Annotated in this window: 15 protein-coding genes; 9 read left to right on the forward strand and 6 right to left on the reverse strand. The window is 60.4% G+C overall.

Annotation, left to right across the window (positions count from 1 at the left end):
• The first annotated feature begins 102 nt into the window (after window positions 1–102).
• Window positions 103–546, forward strand: coding sequence for a hemerythrin domain-containing protein (locus tag INT39_RS20345; RefSeq protein ID WP_193075795.1), 444 nt, complete (start codon window positions 103–105; stop codon window positions 544–546).
• A 129-nt stretch (window positions 547–675) separates the two neighbouring features.
• Window positions 676–2,040, forward strand: coding sequence for a glutathione-disulfide reductase (gene gorA / locus INT39_RS20350; RefSeq protein WP_193075796.1), 1,365 nt, complete (start codon window positions 676–678; stop codon window positions 2,038–2,040).
• Window positions 2,041–2,064: 24 nt separating this feature from the next.
• Here gorA and INT39_RS20355 read toward each other — a convergent pair whose 3' ends face one another.
• Window positions 2,065–2,559 carry a copper chaperone PCu(A)C gene (locus tag INT39_RS20355; RefSeq protein WP_193075797.1) on the reverse strand — a complete coding sequence of 165 codons (495 nt, stop codon included), beginning with the start codon at window positions 2,557–2,559 and terminating at the stop codon, window positions 2,065–2,067.
• Window positions 2,560–2,774: 215 nt separating this feature from the next.
• Here INT39_RS20355 and INT39_RS20360 point away from each other — a divergent pair, with 215 nt between their 5' ends.
• Window positions 2,775–3,107 carry a PilZ domain-containing protein gene (locus INT39_RS20360; protein WP_193075798.1) on the forward strand — a complete coding sequence of 111 codons (333 nt, stop codon included), beginning with the start codon at window positions 2,775–2,777 and terminating at the stop codon, window positions 3,105–3,107.
• A gap of 13 nt (window positions 3,108–3,120) precedes the next feature.
• On the opposite strand, the gene INT39_RS20365 is transcribed toward INT39_RS20360, so the two are convergent.
• From INT39_RS20365 to INT39_RS20380, 4 genes are all read right to left on the reverse strand, one after another.
• Window positions 3,121–4,221, reverse strand: coding sequence for a DUF1513 domain-containing protein (locus INT39_RS20365; protein ID WP_193075799.1), 1,101 nt, complete (start codon window positions 4,219–4,221; stop codon window positions 3,121–3,123).
• Between the two features lies 1 nt (window position 4,222).
• A complete protein-coding gene (locus INT39_RS20370) occupies window positions 4,223–5,266 on the reverse strand; it encodes an imelysin family protein (RefSeq protein WP_193075800.1) in 1,044 nt (347 codons plus the stop codon).
• Between the two features lie 10 nt (window positions 5,267–5,276).
• Window positions 5,277–6,674, reverse strand: coding sequence for a di-heme oxidoredictase family protein (locus INT39_RS20375; RefSeq protein ID WP_193075801.1), 1,398 nt, complete (start codon window positions 6,672–6,674; stop codon window positions 5,277–5,279).
• An 88-nt stretch (window positions 6,675–6,762) separates the two neighbouring features.
• The gene (locus tag INT39_RS20380) at window positions 6,763–8,127 is read right to left on the reverse strand and encodes an imelysin family protein (RefSeq protein ID WP_193075802.1); all 1,365 of its coding nucleotides are present in this window, start codon (window positions 8,125–8,127) and stop codon (window positions 6,763–6,765) included.
• 171 nt (window positions 8,128–8,298) lie between these two features.
• Between INT39_RS20380 and INT39_RS20385 the strand changes: the two genes are divergently transcribed.
• The 6 genes from INT39_RS20385 to INT39_RS20410 all read left to right on the forward strand — a co-directional run bounded on the left by INT39_RS20385 (window position 8,299) and on the right by INT39_RS20410 (window position 15,282).
• Window positions 8,299–8,466, forward strand: a complete 168-nt coding sequence (locus INT39_RS20385; protein ID WP_193075803.1) for a hypothetical protein — start codon at window positions 8,299–8,301, stop codon at window positions 8,464–8,466.
• A gap of 52 nt (window positions 8,467–8,518) precedes the next feature.
• Complete coding sequence (locus INT39_RS20390; RefSeq protein WP_193075804.1) at window positions 8,519–8,734, forward strand: dodecin; 216 nt, start codon at window positions 8,519–8,521, stop codon at window positions 8,732–8,734.
• 198 nt (window positions 8,735–8,932) lie between these two features.
• Complete coding sequence (locus tag INT39_RS20395) at window positions 8,933–10,393, forward strand: NAD-dependent succinate-semialdehyde dehydrogenase (protein WP_193075805.1); 1,461 nt, start codon at window positions 8,933–8,935, stop codon at window positions 10,391–10,393.
• Window positions 10,394–10,395: 2 nt separating this feature from the next.
• Complete coding sequence (locus tag INT39_RS20400; RefSeq protein ID WP_051610862.1) at window positions 10,396–11,262, forward strand: D-hexose-6-phosphate mutarotase; 867 nt, start codon at window positions 10,396–10,398, stop codon at window positions 11,260–11,262.
• Between the two features lie 145 nt (window positions 11,263–11,407).
• A complete protein-coding gene (locus INT39_RS20405; protein WP_193075806.1) occupies window positions 11,408–12,928 on the forward strand; it encodes an aldehyde dehydrogenase family protein in 1,521 nt (506 codons plus the stop codon).
• A gap of 248 nt (window positions 12,929–13,176) precedes the next feature.
• Window positions 13,177–15,282: a TonB-dependent receptor family protein gene (locus INT39_RS20410; RefSeq protein ID WP_193075807.1), complete on the forward strand. Its 2,106-nt coding sequence runs from the start codon at window positions 13,177–13,179 to the stop codon at window positions 15,280–15,282.
• A gap of 192 nt (window positions 15,283–15,474) precedes the next feature.
• Here the strand turns inward: INT39_RS20410 and INT39_RS20415 are convergent, their stop codons facing one another.
• Window positions 15,475–17,589: a 4Fe-4S binding protein gene (locus tag INT39_RS20415; RefSeq protein WP_193075808.1), complete on the reverse strand. Its 2,115-nt coding sequence runs from the start codon at window positions 17,587–17,589 to the stop codon at window positions 15,475–15,477.
• Window positions 17,590–17,647: the final 58 nt, after the last annotated feature.

Raw genomic sequence — 17,647 nt, forward strand, 5'->3', positions numbered from 1 at the left:
GATCGAGTTGTAACAGTTTTTTACACAAGGGGTTGGTGCGCCTTCCTGAACTTCAATCGGCCTGCTCAGTCCAAAAGGCTACTACGGTTAACGGAGCCGCATATGACTATTTTCGAAGCCCTACGGATAAGCCATGACAAGCAGCGTGAGTATGTCGATGCTGTGCTGCGCACCAGCGGTGATACCCAGGAGCGGGTTGATGCCTATCAGCAACTAAAAGAAGAACTCTATGCCCATGAAACAGCGGAGGAACGTCATTTCTATATCCCGCTGATGGATCATGATAACGGCGTCGACCTGAGTCGCCACGCCATCGCCGAGCATCACGAAATGGATGAGCTGGTCGAAAAACTGGATGAAACAGAGATGTCCAGTTCCGCGTGGCTGACAACTGCCCGCGCCCTGGGCGACAAAGTACTGCATCATCTGGAAGAGGAAGAGCAGAAATTCTTCCAGATGGCCGGCAAGCTGCTCACCGATAAGCAGAAAAAGGAACTGGCCAAGCACTACAACGGCGAATACGAAGCGTTATTGGCGAAAGCCTGACCCGGTCTTCGGCGCCGAACCGACGCCGGCACTGCCTGCGAAATTGAAAATCTTTATCTGAGCGTTTTACACCCGATACGGGCCAATCGGGTATGCTCTCATGCTCGTTTCAGTTGCAGGACAGCAAGTATGTCGGATTATGATTTTGACCTTTTCGTTATCGGTGCCGGATCGGGTGGTGTGCGCGCCAGCCGCATGGCGGCAGGATTTGGTGCGCGGGTGGCGGTAGCCGAAGACCTGTATCTCGGCGGTACCTGTGTCAACGTTGGCTGTGTGCCGAAAAAGCTGTTCGCCTATGCGGCCCATTTCGCCGAGGACTTCGGTGATGCCCAGGGTTATGGCTGGGATTTGTCCAAGGCGCAGTTCGATTGGCAACGTCTGGTCGAGAACAAGAATACCGAGATCACCCGCCTCAATGGCATCTATCATAATCTGCTGACAGCGGCCGGGGTGACTCTGGTGCACGGCCGAGCGCAGTTGGTTGACTCCCATACCGTTGCCGTTGGAGACAAGTCCTTCACGGCAGGGCGTATTATCATCGCCACCGGTGGCTGGCCGTTCATTCCCGAATTTCCGGGCCGTGAGCATGTGATCAGCTCTAACGAAGTCTTCTATCTCGAGCACTTGCCCAAGCGCACCATGGTGGTGGGCGGCGGCTATATTGCCATCGAATTCGCCAGCATCTTTCATGGCCTGGGTTGCGAGACAAGCCTGCTTTACCGTGGGGCACAGTTCCTTCGCGGCTTCGATCAGGGGCTGCGCGACCACATGGTTGTGACCATGCAGAACAAGGGCGTCGACCTGCAGTTCGATGCGGACGTTGCCAGTATCGAGAAGCAGGCCGACGGCAGTCTGCTGGTATCCCTGAAGAACGGTGAGACCCTGGAAACCGATCTGGTTCTGTATGCAACAGGGCGCAAGCCGAAACTGGATGGCCTGGGTCTGGAGAACACCAAGGTCACACTGGATGACAAAGGTTTTGTTGCGGTCGATGAGCTGTATCAAACGACCGATCCGGCCATTTTTGCCATAGGTGACGTGACCGACACCATCCAGCTGACACCTGTGGCGTTGGCCGAAGGTATGGCACTGGCTCGGCGTCTGTACAGACCCGACGAGTACCGGCCGGTGGACTACGACGATATTGCCACCGCTGTATTCTGCATCCCCAACATTGCCACCCTGGGGCTTACCGAAGAGCAGGCGCGCGCCTGCGGGCATAAGCTCGATATCTACGAGAGCCGGTTTCGCCCGCTACGCAATACCTTGGCTGGCAACGATGAGCAGAGCTTCATGAAAATGCTCGTGGACCAGCAAACCGATCGGGTGCTGGGTGTCCATATGATCGGCCCTGACGCCGGCGAGCTCATTCAGGGGCTGGCTGTGGCCATCAAAGCTGGCGCCACCAAGGCGGTGTTTGACGCCACCCTGGGGATTCATCCCACCGCGGCAGAAGAATTCGTCACCATGCGTACGCCGACTCGGACCGACTGAGCCGGCGTTACGATACCATGACGCTCAGTGATGAGCGTGGGCGTCATGGTTATGGTCGGCGGAGGAGGGAGCAGCTGCCGCCTCGCCGGTCACCTTGACTTCAACGTCTACCTTGCCTGCATGCTCGAAGTTCAGTGTCATGGGGTAACTGCTACCGTCGGTCAGCGGCTGCTGCAGGTCGAACAGCATGAAATGATGGCCACCCGGCTTGAATTCCACTTCCGCGCCCGGCGCGATCTCCACGCTGTCAATCTGTTGCATCTTCATCAATCCGTCCTGATGGATATGCTCGTGCAATTCCACCCGCCGGGCGATGGGGGAGGTTGCAGAAATCAGCCTGTCCGTTTGCTCACCCTTGTTCTCCAGTACCAGATAGGCAGCGCCCGTGGGCGCCACCGGCGGCAGCGCGCGCGACCAGGGATGGATGATATGCATATCGCCTGCGGTGAAATCATGTGCCAGTGCCTGGGCACCAAGTAACGTTGCGCCGAGCAGCATGCTCAGTTGGGTGAGTCGCATAGTTGATCCTCGATAGGGCGGGCCCGATGGGCCAGTGGGTGAAGCCAAGTATTGCCTGATCATTATGGGCGGTGCTCAAGGAAGGGGGCAAGCCGACGCTGATATGTCGAGCGCATCACAAAATGCTTCAATATTTATGTAAATACATGGAATATGGCTTTTAGCTACCAGGCAAGTGGCCGACACTTGTTGTCATACACCGGACAGAGCATTTCATGAGCGAAAGACGAAAATTGGAGCGCCATCACGTGAGCAGCAGCCTGGAAGTATACGACCTGGATAGCGGTCACCTGCTTGGCCGTGTTGTGGATCTTCACGCCGAAGGGTTGATGCTGTTGAGCGAGCAACCGATCGAGCTGAACAGAGCCTGGGCGCTGCAGGTGAATCTGCCCATGAACCTCAATGGCATGAGTGAATTCATGCTTGATGCGGAGAGCCGCTGGAACCGCGAAAGCATTGCCGGTGGTCAGTACTGGACCGGACTGCAATTCACGCGCTTGCCCGAAGACTCGCGTCTCTGCATCGAGCGTATGGTTTCCAGCCGCTGAGCCAAGTCACCGCTCAAGCCCGGGTGAGGTGATTGTCCCAGCGCAGCGTGTCATGAGAGATCAGCTCCGGCTCTGTTGCTCCTGCCCGGATACGGTACAGACCACCATGTCCGGATGACACCACGAAGCTGCCATCGCGTTCCGCCAGCACTCCACCGGGATCGGGCACCGAGACCAGCTGCAGCGGCCGACCGGAGCGGTAGTCCAGCAACATGACGCTATCCCCACGGGGCGCGGTAATCGCTGCGACGGAAGAGTGGAGATGGACTGCCACGCTGGCCGTGTAATTGCCCAGATTCGCTTGTTCATGCTCCGGCAAAGTGATTTCGCTGAACTCTCCGGTGCCGGTGTCCAGACGGGCAATCAAGGGCGGTGTTTCCCACTTAGGCCCTTCGAACTGGTAACCGGCAATGACGATACCGTCGCGACTGATATCCAGGTGGTGACAGCTGAGCTGATGATGGGAGGGTTCGCAGCGCTGCAGCACCTCACCGCTGGTACGATCCATCACCACCAGGGCTGGCTGCATGGACTCCAGATTCAGCTTGATACGGCCATAGTCAGGGTGTGTCTTGATGCCGCCCAGCGCCACCACCAACCGTTGACCATCAGGGTGCAATCGCAATTCATGGGGGTCCATGCCGCCTACGGAAAAATCCTGCAGATGCCTGAAGCCCTCATCTGCAGCGTACACGCGAATACAACCTTCTCCGCTGGGGTAGTGGTTTGCTGTGGCGTAGAAGCGGCTACCATCATCGCTGAAAACCCCATGACCGTAGAAGTGGAAGTCTTCGCCAGCCTCAACTACTGCATCAAGAGTCCCTCCCAGCATATTGATTAGATAGAGATTTTCACCTGGCCTGCGGGACATGATCACCGCCTGAACGGTGCTTGGGCTCAGGCAGCCGCTGTGACAGCGCTCAGCTACCGGGATGCGAAAAAGCTGTTTTCCAGCGCTATTGGCCGCGACGATGAAATGCTCTCCCATGGCGTTTTCCACTGAACTGAGAAAACGCAGATCCGACATCCTTAGATCGCTGTCCGCAAAACTCAGAGGGCTGCAGGCGGCGGCAATGCCCAGCAGGCTGAACTGGATGAATCCACGACGCTGCATCTCAGTCCCCATCACTGGAGTTGAAGCCACGGATAATGCCCAGTTCGCTGGCGATATTGCCAGACAGCAGCTGGTTTAGTTTGTCCACCTCGATGAAGACCAGCTGCAGGCTGCGGTAGCCGTCGTCATTGGCGAGCAGCTGCTGCATATCGGTCTGCTGGCGCTCCAGCCGCTTGATGGTCGCGGTCAATTGCTGATCAAGGCGCTCGGTCAATTCAGCCCCCTGGTTATCATTCATCAACTGGCGCAAACCCGGCAGGAAGTATTGCTGCAGGCCGACCAGACTGGCCTGGATACCCGCCAGCGAATGCTTACTGCGCCAAGCATCGGCAATGTACGGATTGCGGCGCGGCTTGCCTTCGAGCCCCATGGGCGCTGCCAAGCGCTTGTTGCGGAGGATCTCCAGACCATGCATGGCGGCCAGCACTGTGGTGTTCTGGAACTGGTCGTTATCCAGGTAGTGCGGGCGGAACGCCTGCCATTGCTGTTGCAGTTGAGCGGTATTTTCCTGCAGCAGGTTGCTGATGCCCGTTACCAGCTCACAGGCTCGTTGCTCGGGCAGTGGCTGCTGCTTTGCCGCCAGCGGATCGAACAGCAGGTATTCCAGAGCCGGGAAGCCCTTGACCGCCACACTGTCAGCTTTCAGCTGCTCAACACTGATCGGCTGCTCGCTACCCAGCCAGTAATTGACCTTGCGGGCGATGGTGTTCTTGGCGTCAGGCCAGAACTGGAACTGCCACGACAGGTTGTCGCGCTCGATCGGCCCGAAATCGACAAAGCGCACCGCTTGCCAGCTGTCGAACGCCTGATACCAGGCGGACTCAAGCGCCTCATGTCCACTGGCCGAGGGCGATGAGCAGTAAGCCGTGGCAGCCTCGTTCAGCGACGCCGTGGTGATGGCGAGCGTCGCGTAGCCTTCGGCGAGGGAGCTGTGCCAGATGTCTCTTGGTGTTTCCGCCCAGGCGGTACTGCAAAAAGACGCGGCGAGGAGCGCTGTGGTGCCCCATTTCAGAGTACGCAGGCTCAGGTTGGATAATGAAGGCATGTGGGATCCGTTACAGAGAGTTCAGAAAGGTAACTAGCGATTGCCGCAGCTCCGCCGGCAAGGCGCGATAACGTTCGGTGGTCGCCTGCGCTTCACCGCCGTGCCAGAGAATGGCCTCTTCCAGCGTACGTGCGCGGCCGTCGTGCAGGAAACCTGCCCGTGGATTGATCTGCTGGGTCAGCCCCAGCCCCCAGAGCGGCGGGGTGCGCCATTCATTGCCATCGGCCAGAAACTCGGAGCGGCCATCGGCCAATCCTTCGCCCATGTCATGCAGCAGCAGATCGGTATAGGGCCAGATCACCTGATTGCTCAGCTCAGGGCGATCCGCCACCTTGCCTGTGGTATGCCGCGGGGTATGGCAGGCGGCGCAACCGATCTCGTTGAATAGCTGCGCGCCCGATTGCGCGGCGGGGCTATCCATCTCGCGGCGTGCCGGTACTGCCAGGCTCATGGCGTAGAAGTTGATGAAGGCTGCAATCTTGTCACTGACTTCGGGCGTGCCGCCATCGGCAAATCGATCACATTGCTGCTCGGCTGTGCAGTCGGTGTCGGGTATGAGGCTGGAACTCAGTCCCATGTCGCCGGCAAACGCAGCAAGACTCTGTTGCATGACGCTGACCTCGGCGGCCTTCAGGCCGAAGCGACCCAACGCGGTGCGCTGCTCAATGCGATCCCAGACATGATTGGCGCGCCCGGAAATACCGTCACCATTCTCATCATCCGGGTCTTCAGCCGCCAGGATAGTCGCCTCGGAGATAGCTTCCAGCAAGCCCAGGCCGATCATCGGTGGCGCTACGCGGGGCGAGATCATCAGGTCGTCGGGCAGGGCGCCGTAGTTGGGATCGTCGATGCGGTACAGCGGGCGTTGCAACGCTACCTTGCCGCCATCCTCCAGTGTTTCCTCGAACAGCTGCCACTCGACATGCAGTTGCGCCTCCGGTTCCATACCGGGAATGGCGGCGGTCTGCAGCTGGCTGCCATACACAGGCGCAGGCACAAAACCGTGTTGTTGCAGCAACAGTGGATCTGTATTCGGGGCGGCGGGTACCGACAGCCGCAGAAACAACGACACCGCCGTTTCTCCCGGTGCCGGTGGATGACCGCGACCGTCCTTGATATGGCAGCCCTGGCAGGAGTTGGTATTGAACAGCGGTCCCAGGCCATCGCGGGCATCGGTGCTGGATGGCGCTATAACCCAGGGGTTGCGGAAGAAACTGTTACCCACGCTGAAATCCAGGCGGCTGGATATCGGCAGATTGCCCAGCGGCAGGGAATAGGCGTTGTGATCGCTTTGCATCACAGTGCCAGCGCCGCCGGAGTTGGGGGTTTCTTGCATTGGAAAGTCAGCACCCAGACAGGTGCCGGCAAACAGGAGCACCGCAAAGGGTGTCAGTGACAGCAATTTCATGAAAGTCGATTTGTGACCTGGGTGAAGGGCCTGAGTGCTGCACCCCGGTAGCGTTGAGCTCACCGAGGTGCAGACGGCTGTTGGTTTATCAGAAGGAATGGCCAGCATCATCGGGCTGCAGAGATTCGACGCCTACCACGGCCGCAACCTGTTCGATGGAGCCCGTCTGTTGCGCCAGCGCGGCGATAGCATCATTGATGAGGGTGGCGCCGGCCTCATTGCCCGGTGCGATCATCATGTCGAAGGCCATTTTCGATTCGCCCTCAGCTGCGTCTTTCATGCGCGTCAGCGCCTGCATGGTGTTATCCAGATCGTTACGCAGCGCTTGGTCCAGTTCAGGATTCTTCGCTGCTACCAGCGCCGAAAGGGAAGGGCCTTCAAAGATCGAGCCGTCCAGGCGCTGATAGCTGCCCAGATAGACGTTCTGGATACCCTTGCCGTTGTAGTAATGCGAATTATGCGTGTTGTCGCTGAAGCAATCGTGCTCGTCTTCGTAGGAGTTGGCTTCCAGAGCGACTTTCATCCGTTCGCCCGCCAGCTCACCCAGTGACAACGAACCCATGCCGAACAGCATCTTCTGGAATACTTCCTGGGCCGGCAGAGCCAGCAGCTCTGCGCGGTAATTGCCATCCTCGTTAGCTGACCACTGGGAGACCATCCACTGCAGATCGCTGACCAGCAGGTCGGTAGCGGCGTCCAAGTAGGCGCTGCGGCGATCACAATTATCATTGGTGCAATCATCACCCTGGGCAAAATCGGTCACCGGACGTTGACCGGCACCGGCTTCAAACCCATTCATATCCTGGCCCCACAGCAGAAACTCGATGGCGTGGTAACCGGTAGCAACGTTGGCTTCGGAACCGCCCACTTCATTCAGATCGGCCAGCAACTGGGGAGTCAGCTCGCTGACTTCCAGTGTCTCACCACCGAGCATCAAGCTCTGGCTGGCGATCAGGTTGGCCGTGGCACCCTCGTTGCCCAGTTCATGCTGATAATCATCGGCAGCGACATAATCGATCAGCCCCTCATCCAGCGGCCAAGCGTTGAGCTGGCCTTCCCAGTCATCCACCACCAGGTTACCGAAGCGGAATGCCTCGGATTGCTGATAGGGAACGCGGGCTTCAAGCCAGGCCTGGCGGGCGGCTTCGAGATTGGCTTCGACTGGCTCGGCAATCAGCGCATCGACCGCCTTGTCGAGCGCCTGCGCACTGGTCAGTGCATCCTGGAAGACAGCTTGGGCCAGGTCTGCGTAGTGGCCAGCCACTTCGCTTTCGCTGATCTCGGTCGAGGCGGGCGCCTGCGGATGGGTATTGGTCGTCGCCGGTTGCTCATTCTCGACTGCTGGCGCTGCGGGGGCCTGCAAGGCCTTATCTTCGCTACTGTCGCATCCCGCCAGGAATATGGCGGCGGAAATGGTCAGAGCAAGTGAGGTGTAGCGAAGGGTACAAGGCATGGGGTATCCCGTTATTGTGAGAATGATTTTCGTTGCGATTATAAACTTGTATCTTCGTATTGCAATAAAGAGAGCGCTAAAAACGCCAATAAATAATGCGAATAATTCTCATTGACAGATGTGATCAGCCCGACAATACTCGGTTCATCTATCTGTTTCGGAGATTGGCTCATGACAAAAGTGACCCTGATGGCAGGAAATTCCCGCTCCCTGTGCCGCGCCTGGCATGCTTTGCAGGAGCTGGAACGCGGCCGGGATGAGAAATGCAAAGCTCCTGGCTGTCCACTCAAGTCCGACGGTGAACGTAAGAGTCGACGCGGTTCCCACAGTGAGATTTGAACCAACCCGAAAAACCTCTGCCATACTCAGAACAGGCAAAGAGGAGGTTGGTATGTCAGATCATCACACTTACAAGAAACTCGAAATTGTCGGCTCGTCGAAGAACAGCATTGAAGAGGCCATCAACAATGCCGTCGCCGAATGCAGCAAAAGCGTGAAGAATGTCGAGTGGTTTGAAGTCATCGAAACCCGGGGGCACATTGTCGACGGCAAGGTCGCCCACTATCAGGTCACCGTGAAGGTTGGCTTCCGTATCGAAAGCAGTTGATTTTCATCACTCAGCCGGTGGTGTCTACGCCGCCGGTTTCCCTGCCTAAAATCTCCGCTGCCGGCTTACCGCAGCGGTTTGCGTCCTCGCAGCGCCGTGTCTACTCTCAAGTCAGGGCCGCCGTCATGAACGCGCGTCCAATGGGCTGCCTGTGTGCAGTCCGAGTGCGGCCCCTTTCATCTACGCGCAGGAGGACACATGACCCTTTCCCGCCTGAAATCTCCCCGGCTGTTTCGCCAGCAATGTCACATCAATGGGCAATGGCTGGATGCTGCCAGCGGCGAGACCTTGCCAGTGGCCAATCCGGCTAATGGTGATGTGCTTGGCCATGTTCCTGTGCTCTCGGCTGCGGAAGTGAATACCGCCATTGATGCCGCCGCCAACGCCTTGCGTCAGTGGCGTAAACGGACTGCGCAGGAGCGGGCAGATTGTCTGCTGGCATGGCACGACCTGATGCTCGAGCACAAGGAAGATCTGGCTACACTGATGACTCTGGAGCAGGGCAAGCCGCTGGTCGAATCCCGTGGCGAGATTGAATATGCCGCCTCCTTCATACGCTGGTTTGCCGAGGAGGCGCGGCGCATGTATGGCGAAACCATTCCTGGGGCGCGTATCGGCCAGCACATCGTGGTGACCCGTCAGCCGGTAGGCGTGTGCGCTGCGATTACTCCCTGGAATTTCCCGGCAGCCATGATCACCCGCAAGGCCGGCGCGGCACTTGCCGCAGGTTGCACCATCATCGTCAAACCGGCCAGCGCAACGCCATTCTCCGCTCTGGCCCTGGCAGCACTGGCGGACGAGGCGGGCATTCCCCACGGCGTATTCAACGTGGTGACCGGCAAAGCCAGTGAAATCAGTGAAGCCCTTACCCACAGCCCCAAGGTCCGCAAACTCAGCTTTACCGGCTCGACGGATGTTGGCCGCCGGCTGATGGCGCAATGCGCCGAGCATATTCAGAAGATCTCCCTGGAGTTGGGTGGCAACGCACCTTTCATCGTCTTCGACGATGCGGATATCAGCCGGGCGGTAGAAGGCGCGATGGTCTGCAAGTTCCGCAACACCGGGCAGACCTGCGTTTGCGCCAACCGGTTTCTGGTGCAGTCGGGCGTGCATGATGAATTCGTCGCCGCGCTGGCTGAAGCCATGGGCAAGCTGCGGGTGGGAGATGGCTTCGAGCCGGGCGTCACGCAATCGGCGTTGATCAATGGCGATGCGGTAGAGAAGGTGGTGGAGCATTTCGAGGATGCCCTGGCCAAGGGAGCCAAACGGGTCTGCGGGCCGGCGCCGGACACCGATCGAGGCAACTATGTGCAGCCGGTGTTGCTGACTGATATCAACACCGAAATGACGTTGTGCCACGAGGAAACCTTCGGCCCGCTGGCGGCGGTGTTGCGTTTTGACACCGAGGAAGAAGCGATCGAGCTGGCCAATGCCACTCCCTTTGGCTTGGCGGCCTATTTCTATAGCCGTGATATCCACCGCATATGGCGGGTGGCAGATGCGCTGGAGGCAGGCATCATCGGTATCAACGAGGGGCTGATTTCCAATCCCATGGCGCCATTCGGTGGCGTCAAGGAGTCCGGTCTGGGGCGCGAAGGCTCCCGCCATGGCCTGGATGAATATACCGAGCTGAAATATCTCTGCATGGGAGCGGAATAGGCGTGATCGATACTCTGCCAACCGGCGTCATCCGGACCCGCAATGCGCTTGGACGTCGTTTCATTGAGGTTGACCACCCAGCGGTGCATGCCCGGATCGCGGAACAGGGGGCACAGATCATCGCTTGCGCACCCACCGGTCAACAACCCTTGTTATGGATGAGTCCGGTGGACCCGGCCAAGCCCGACACCGCATTGCGCGGCGGTATTCCGCTGTGCTGGCCATGGTTTGCCGATGAGCGCCCGGGGCCGGCACACGGCATCGCCCGTACCAGCCATTGGCAATTGCGCCTGGCCGAAGCCGACTCGCAGCAGGTGCGCCTCGTGCTGGAACTGCCCGAGCAGGAGATAGCCCGGCAATTGCCCGGTGAGCATTGGGCCGTCCAGGTCGAGATGGTGCTTGGTAGCAGTTTGAGTGTGACGCTCACCACAACGAACACCGGCCCCCGGCCCCAGCCTCTGAGCCAGGCGCTGCACAGCTATCTACCCGTGGACGATATCGATAGCGCCCAGATCCTGGGATTGGAGGGTGCCAGTTACATCGACAAGTTGCAGGCGGGCGCGCAATGTCGCCAGCAGGGACCCGTTCGGTTCAGTGGCGAAGTGGACCGGGTGTACTTTGACACCACAGCGGACGTGCAATTGCTTGATGGCTCGGGCGAGCCGTTGTGGGTGCAGCGCCGCAATAGCCAATCAGTGGTGGTATGGAACCCATGGCAAGCCAAGGGCGCACGCCTGTCCCAGTTCCCCGCGGATGGCTATCGCGGCATGGTATGCATCGAAGCCGCCAATGCCGGACCGGATGCACGCCTTGTCGAAGCGGGGCAGACCCATTGGCTGCAGACCATCATCAGCCGTCACCCGCCCTAAGTGTTGATCCGCTAACCGCAGCATCTACTACTAAATGACGACACCAGACCTGCCAAGGAGGCATTCACGCTACACGCCTGGAGTCACTAGTATCGAAGCATGACCTGCGCCTTGGGGCCAGGCTGCGCATAGAGGACTAAGAACAATGATTTACGCCAATCCTGGAGCTGCCGGCTCCCTCATCACCTTCAAGAACCGCTATGGCAACTTCATCAACGGTGAATTCGTTGCCCCGGTCAAAGGCCAGTACTTCAGCAACACCACGCCGGTTACCGGTGAAGCCATCTGCGAGATCCCCCGCTCCACGACCGAAGATATCGAGCTGGCGCTGGACGCAGCTCACGCGGCGAAGGCGGCATGGGGGAAAACCGCTGTGCAGGAGCGCTCGCATCTATTGTTGAAGATTGCCGATCGTATCGAGCAGAACCTGGAGCTGCTTGCGGTAGCCGAGACCTGGGACAACGGCAAGGCCGTGCGTGAAACGCTGAATGCCGACATCCCGCTGGCGGCCGATCACTTCCGCTACTTTGCCGGCTGTATCCGCGCCCAGGAAGGCAGTGCCGCGGAAATCAACGAAACCACCGTGGCCTATCACTTCCATGAGCCGCTGGGCGTGGTGGGGCAGATCATCCCCTGGAACTTCCCGATCCTGATGGCTGCTTGGAAGCTGGCGCCAGCGCTGGCGGCGGGTAACTGCATCGTGCTCAAGCCGGCCGAACAGACCCCAGTCAGCATCCTGGTACTGGCCGAGCTGATCGGTGACCTGCTGCCACCGGGCGTGCTCAATATCGTCAACGGCTATGGCCGGGAAGCCGGCGAGGCGCTGGCCACCAGCAAGCGTATCGCCAAGATCGCCTTTACCGGCTCCACCCCGGTGGGCCGGCACATCATGCGCTGTGCGGCGGAGAACATCATCCCGTCCACCACCGAGCTGGGGGGCAAGTCCCCGAATATCTACTTCGCCGACATCATGAAGGCCGAAGAGAGCTTTATCGACAAGGCTGCCGAGGGGCTGGTACTGGCTTTCTTCAACCAGGGGGAAATCTGCACCTGCCCATCCCGGGCGCTGATCCAGGAAAGCATGTACGACGACTTCATCGCCCGGGTGCTCGACCGTACCCGCCGTATCAAACGCGGCAATCCGCTGGATACCGAGACCCAGGTCGGCGCGCAGGCCTCCGAACAGCAGTTCGACAAGATCCTGTCCTATATGGAAATTGCCCGGGAGGAGGGTGCCGAGTTCCTTATCGGCGGCAACGCCGAGCGCCTGGAAGCCGAATTGGGCGGCGGTTACTACATCGAACCGACCCTGCTCAAGGGGCACAACAAGATGCGTGTGTTCCAGGAGGAGATCTTCGGCCCGGTGGTCAGTGTCACCACCTTCAAGGACGAGGCCGAAGCGCTGGCCATCGCCAACGATACCGAGTTCGGCCTTGGGGCTGGTGTCTGGACCAGAGATATGAACGTCGCCTACCGCATGGGCCGGGGCATCCAGGCCGGGCGGGTATGGACCAACTGCTACCACATGTACCCGGCCCACGCCGCCTTTGGCGGCTACAAGAAATCCGGTGTCGGCCGGGAAACCCACAAGATGATCCTCGACAGCTATCAGCAGACCAAGAACCTGCTGGTCAGCTACGACGTGAATCCGATGGGCTTTTTCTGAGCCCTCGCTGAACAGGCGGCGTACCGGCCCGCTCCACTGGTACGCCGTAGTAGTATGCTCCGCATCTTCAGGCCCTTCGGGGCCTTTTTTTATGCTACCAAGCTGTCGAGAAACTACGTCCAAAGTACCATGTCGGTTATTGTCGGTGTGCTGCTTAACTGGGTTCAGTGGCCAATGACAAAAAGGATAAGACCATGTGCACAATACCCAATGATGGCAGAGGACGCTCAGTATCTCTTCGCAGCGCCATGAACAGAGCCGTAGTCTCTACGCCGGCTGTCTTCAGCCCTGTGCTCAGGCTGACGCCGCTGGCGCTCGCACTGGTGCTGGTGCCGTACGGCCACGCCCATGAACGGCTCAGCCTGCCGGCACAGATCATCCTCGGCGGCGGTGATGACGGCCAGGACCTGCAGCTGCCGCTGGCCCGGCATACTGTTAGCGCCGAGCAGCTGAGCGCCCCCAACCTGGGCGCCAACCTCTCGGAATCCCTGCAGCGGGTGCCCGGCCTGGTGGCGCTGAACCGGCAGAACTACGCCCAGGACCTGCAGATTTCCTCCCGCGGCTTCGGTGCCCGCGCCCAGTTCGGCGTGCGCGGGGTGCGCCTGGTGCAGGATGGCATCCCGCTGACCATGCCCGACGGCCAGGGCCAGCCGGCACTGTTCGACCTCGACGGGTTGCAGCGCATCGAGGTCCTGCGCGGCCCGTTGACCACCCTGTACGGCAACGCCTCCGGCGGCATCATCCAGGGCTTTACCGGTGAAGCGCCGTTCTACCCGACCCTGGACAACCGCACCGCGGTGGGCAGCGACGGCCTGTGGCGCTCGCGTTTGCGCTACGGTGGCCAGCATGGCGACCTGAATATCAGCGCCAATATCTCGCGACTGGAGACCGATGGCTACCGCGACCACAGCGACACCCGCCGGGACATCGCCAACCTGCGTCTGGGTTGGGATATCGATGATGTCTCCAGCCTGACCCTGCTAGTCAACAGCTTCGATCAGCCTGACACCCAGGACCCGCTGGGACTGACCGCCGAACAGGTGCGTGCCGACCGGCGCCAGGCACCGCCCCAGGCCGAACTGTTCGATACCCGCAAATCGGTACGCCACAACCAGATCGGCCTGAACTACCAACGGCGCCTGGCTAACGAGGACCAGTTGACGGTCATGGTCTATGGCGGTGAACGGGACATGCAGCAGTTCCTGGCCTTCCCCGGCAGTGGCGCGACCGCCGGTGGCGGGGTGGTCGAGCTGGACCGGCGCTTCGGGGGCGGCGAGCTGGGCTGGCAACGCGAGACTCGGCTGTTCGACCTGCCAGTGACCCTGGCCGCCGGCCTGGCCTACAACTACCAGGGCGAGGAGCGCAAGGGCTTCGTCAATGCCAACGGCAGCAAGGGCGGGCTGCAGCGCGACGAGTTCAACCGGGTGGACAGCCAGGAAGCCTACCTGATCAGCACCTGGCAGTTGGCGCCGCGCTGGGAGCTGGTCGCCGGGCTGCGCTACAACCGCGTGGAATTCGACTCGGATGACGACTACCTGGTCGACGGCCAGGACGACAGCGGCCGCATGCGCGTGCACCGCACCAACCCGGCGCTGGGCCTGAACTGGCAGTGGACCCCGCAGCTGAGCCTGTACGCCGCGCTTGGCCAGGGCTTCGAGACCCCGACCTTCCAGGAATTGGCCTATCGACAGGACGGCGCCGGGATGAACCAGGCGCTCAAGCCGAGCCTGTCGCGCAACGCCGAGGTCGGGCTGAAATGGCGCCGGGACAATACCCGACTGGATATCGCCCTGTTCGACAGCCGGGTCAAGGACGAGATCGTCACCGGCACCAACCAGTTGGGTACCGGCCGCGCCACCTATACCAACGCCGGACGTTCCACCCGCCGCGGGGTGGAGCTGAGTATCGAACAGCAGTTCGCCCATGGTCTGAGCGCCTATCTGGCCTATACCTGGCTGCAGGCCGAATATGACCGCTTCATCGATGGTGACGGCACCAGCCACGCCGGCAACCGCCTGCCGGGCATCCCGCGCCACAGCTTCTTCGCCGAACTGGCCTGGCAGCCACAGGACAGCGGCTTCGCCACCGCCCTCGAGGCCCAGGGCATGAGCCAACGCTACGCCACCGACGACAACCAGCACCAGGCCTCCGGCTACACCGTACTGAACTGGCGCGCCGGCTACCAGCAGCCGATCGGCAACCTCACCCTCGAACCTTTCGCCCGGCTGGACAACCTGACCGACCGCGAATACATCGGTTCATTGATCGTCAACGGCTCCGGCGGCCGATACTACGAACCCGCCCCGGAGCGCAGCTGGCTGGTGGGTTTGGGCCTGCAGTACCAGTGGCGCTGACTGGAAGGCCGGGTTCTATCCCGGCCTGCGGTGTTTCGTGCTACTCCTGGGTCGAGATGGAACTCGACCTTCCATGATCCTGCACGGGACTCGAGGTCATCACCTGGAAGGCCGGGTTCCATCCCGGCCTGCGGTGTCTCGGGCTACCCCCTGGGTCGAGATGGAACTCGATCCTCCAGCTTCCACAACTCCTCACCCCTTGTAGATCAATACCCCCGCAGCAGCCTTGCGCTGACTTTTCTCGGCCTTCTTGCGCGCACTGACCGCTGCCACGCATTGCTGGTCGTCATGCAGGATGACGATGCATTCCAGGCACTGGATGCACTCGTCGTAGTCGATCCGTCCATCGCGGTGTATCGCGCCTATGCCGCAGTGGTTGCGACAATGCTGGCAGGGCTGGCCGCAGGCGTCGATGCGTTTCAGCCAGGAGAACAGGCGCAGCCTGCCGAGTATCGCCAGGCCGGCACCCAGCGGGCACAGGTAGCGGCAATAGAACTTGTGGATGAACAGGCCCAGCCCGAGCAGCAGCAGGGCATAGGCGACGAAGGGCCAACTGCGTACCAGGAACAGGGTGATGGTGGTCTTGAACGGTTCGACCTCGGCCAGGCGCTCGGCCAGGGTCTGCGATAGCAGGGCGCTGACCAGCAGCACCAGCAGAATCCCGTACTTGATCCATTGCAGCCGGCGATGCAGTGGCTCCGCTATCTTCCACTGCCGCAGGCGCAATTTCTGCCCCAGCCAGGCGACCAGTTCCTGCAGCGCGCCGAACGGGCAGAGCCAGCCGCAGAACAGGCCGCGCCCCCAGATGAACAGGCTGATAAAGGTAAAGCTCCAGAGCACGAAGATCACCGGGTCCATCAGAAATACCCGGATATCGAAGCCCTCGACCAACGCTAGCAACAGGGTGGTGATATTGACCACCGACAATTGCCCCTGGGCATACAGTCCGATGAACAGCAGGGTGAACAGCAGGAAGCCACCGCGCAGCAGGTGAAAGGCGCGGCTGTGCCGGCTGATCCGGTGTTGGAAGGTAAAGATCAGGCCCAACAGCAATAGAGCGCTACCCAGCAGCGCCAACTGCCACCAGCGCTCCTGCCACAGACGCAACCACACCGGAGCCGGCTTGGCGGCGGCGCTGGGCTGGTGGATTTCAAACAGCGCGGGGTCGGGCTCGAAGGGATGCTCCAGCACCAGCTGGCTTTCCACCAGATGGTTGCGTTGCAAGTTGACGTTGAGCCGCAGCTGGGCGGGTTGCGCCGGGTTGTAGGCGGCGTGGGGCTTGATGCGGAAGATATGCGCCTGGAGATCATCCGTGGGCGCTATCGCCAGGCTGTCCAGCAACGCACCATTGTCGAAGTCCATATCGTGCAGCTCGATGGCCTGGCCGTTCTGCACCAGTAGCAGGCGGCTGGGCGAGGAGGCGGGAGTGAAGTCCTCCGGCACGTGGCGGTAGCTGCCGCGGGACATCACCAGCAGCGCCTGTTCTCCGTCGCGCAGGTTGCCCTGCAGGCGGGAAAAACCTTGCTCTCCCAACAGGTTGCGTCCGCTCATGGGTGTATCCAGGTAGGCAAAGAACAGCTCGCTGAAAGCCGGGTCGCGATCCATCCCCGGATAATGCTCCAGCGAGTGCCCCAGCCGCTGCTCCAGATCATCGGGCTCCAGCAGCCAGTGCTGGACCAGTCCACGCTCGAGCAGTTGCTGCCAGCCCAGAGGCTCAAACAGATCCATGCGCGGTGTCGCCAGCGGCGCGCTGGTAAAGCCTTCCAGATAGGCCCGCGCTACCGCCAGCGCCGATTGCAGCACGCTTTCATTGAGAATCACCACCGACACCGTGGCCTTGCTGATGCCATCGAACTGGGTAATCGACTGGCCGTCACTGGAGTCCGGCTTGCGCCCGCCAACCACCACCGGCTTGCTCAACGGGTGCTGGCGGTACTGTTCGACAAAATCCAGCAGGGCCTGTTCCCCCATGCCATGCAGGAACACCGGTTCATGGTGGCCCAGTACCCGTACCCCGGCCAGCATCCCATCGACATCCAGGCCGATCAGCAGGCGTATGGGTTTACCGGCGAACCCCTGCAGGCTGGAGTGGTCGGTGGACTCGAAGGCATAGCCGAGCAGCTGGTTCAGCTGGTACACCGGATAGACCGGCACATCGCCTTGCTTGACTTCGATCCGGGTCGCCTGGGGAAACAGTGACTGGATCGCCTGCTGGACCTGCGCGGCTGGGGTGTTATCGGCTGCCAGCAGCGGGCTATGCAACGACAGGATCAGCGCCAGAGAGCGCAGCACAGGGTACAGCGACATGGCGTGCCTCGATCGGTTGATGGTGTATCACCATGCTTATCCGAATCGCGGTTGGCTG

The sequence above is a fragment of the Pseudomonas sp. FME51 genome (assembly GCF_014897305.1).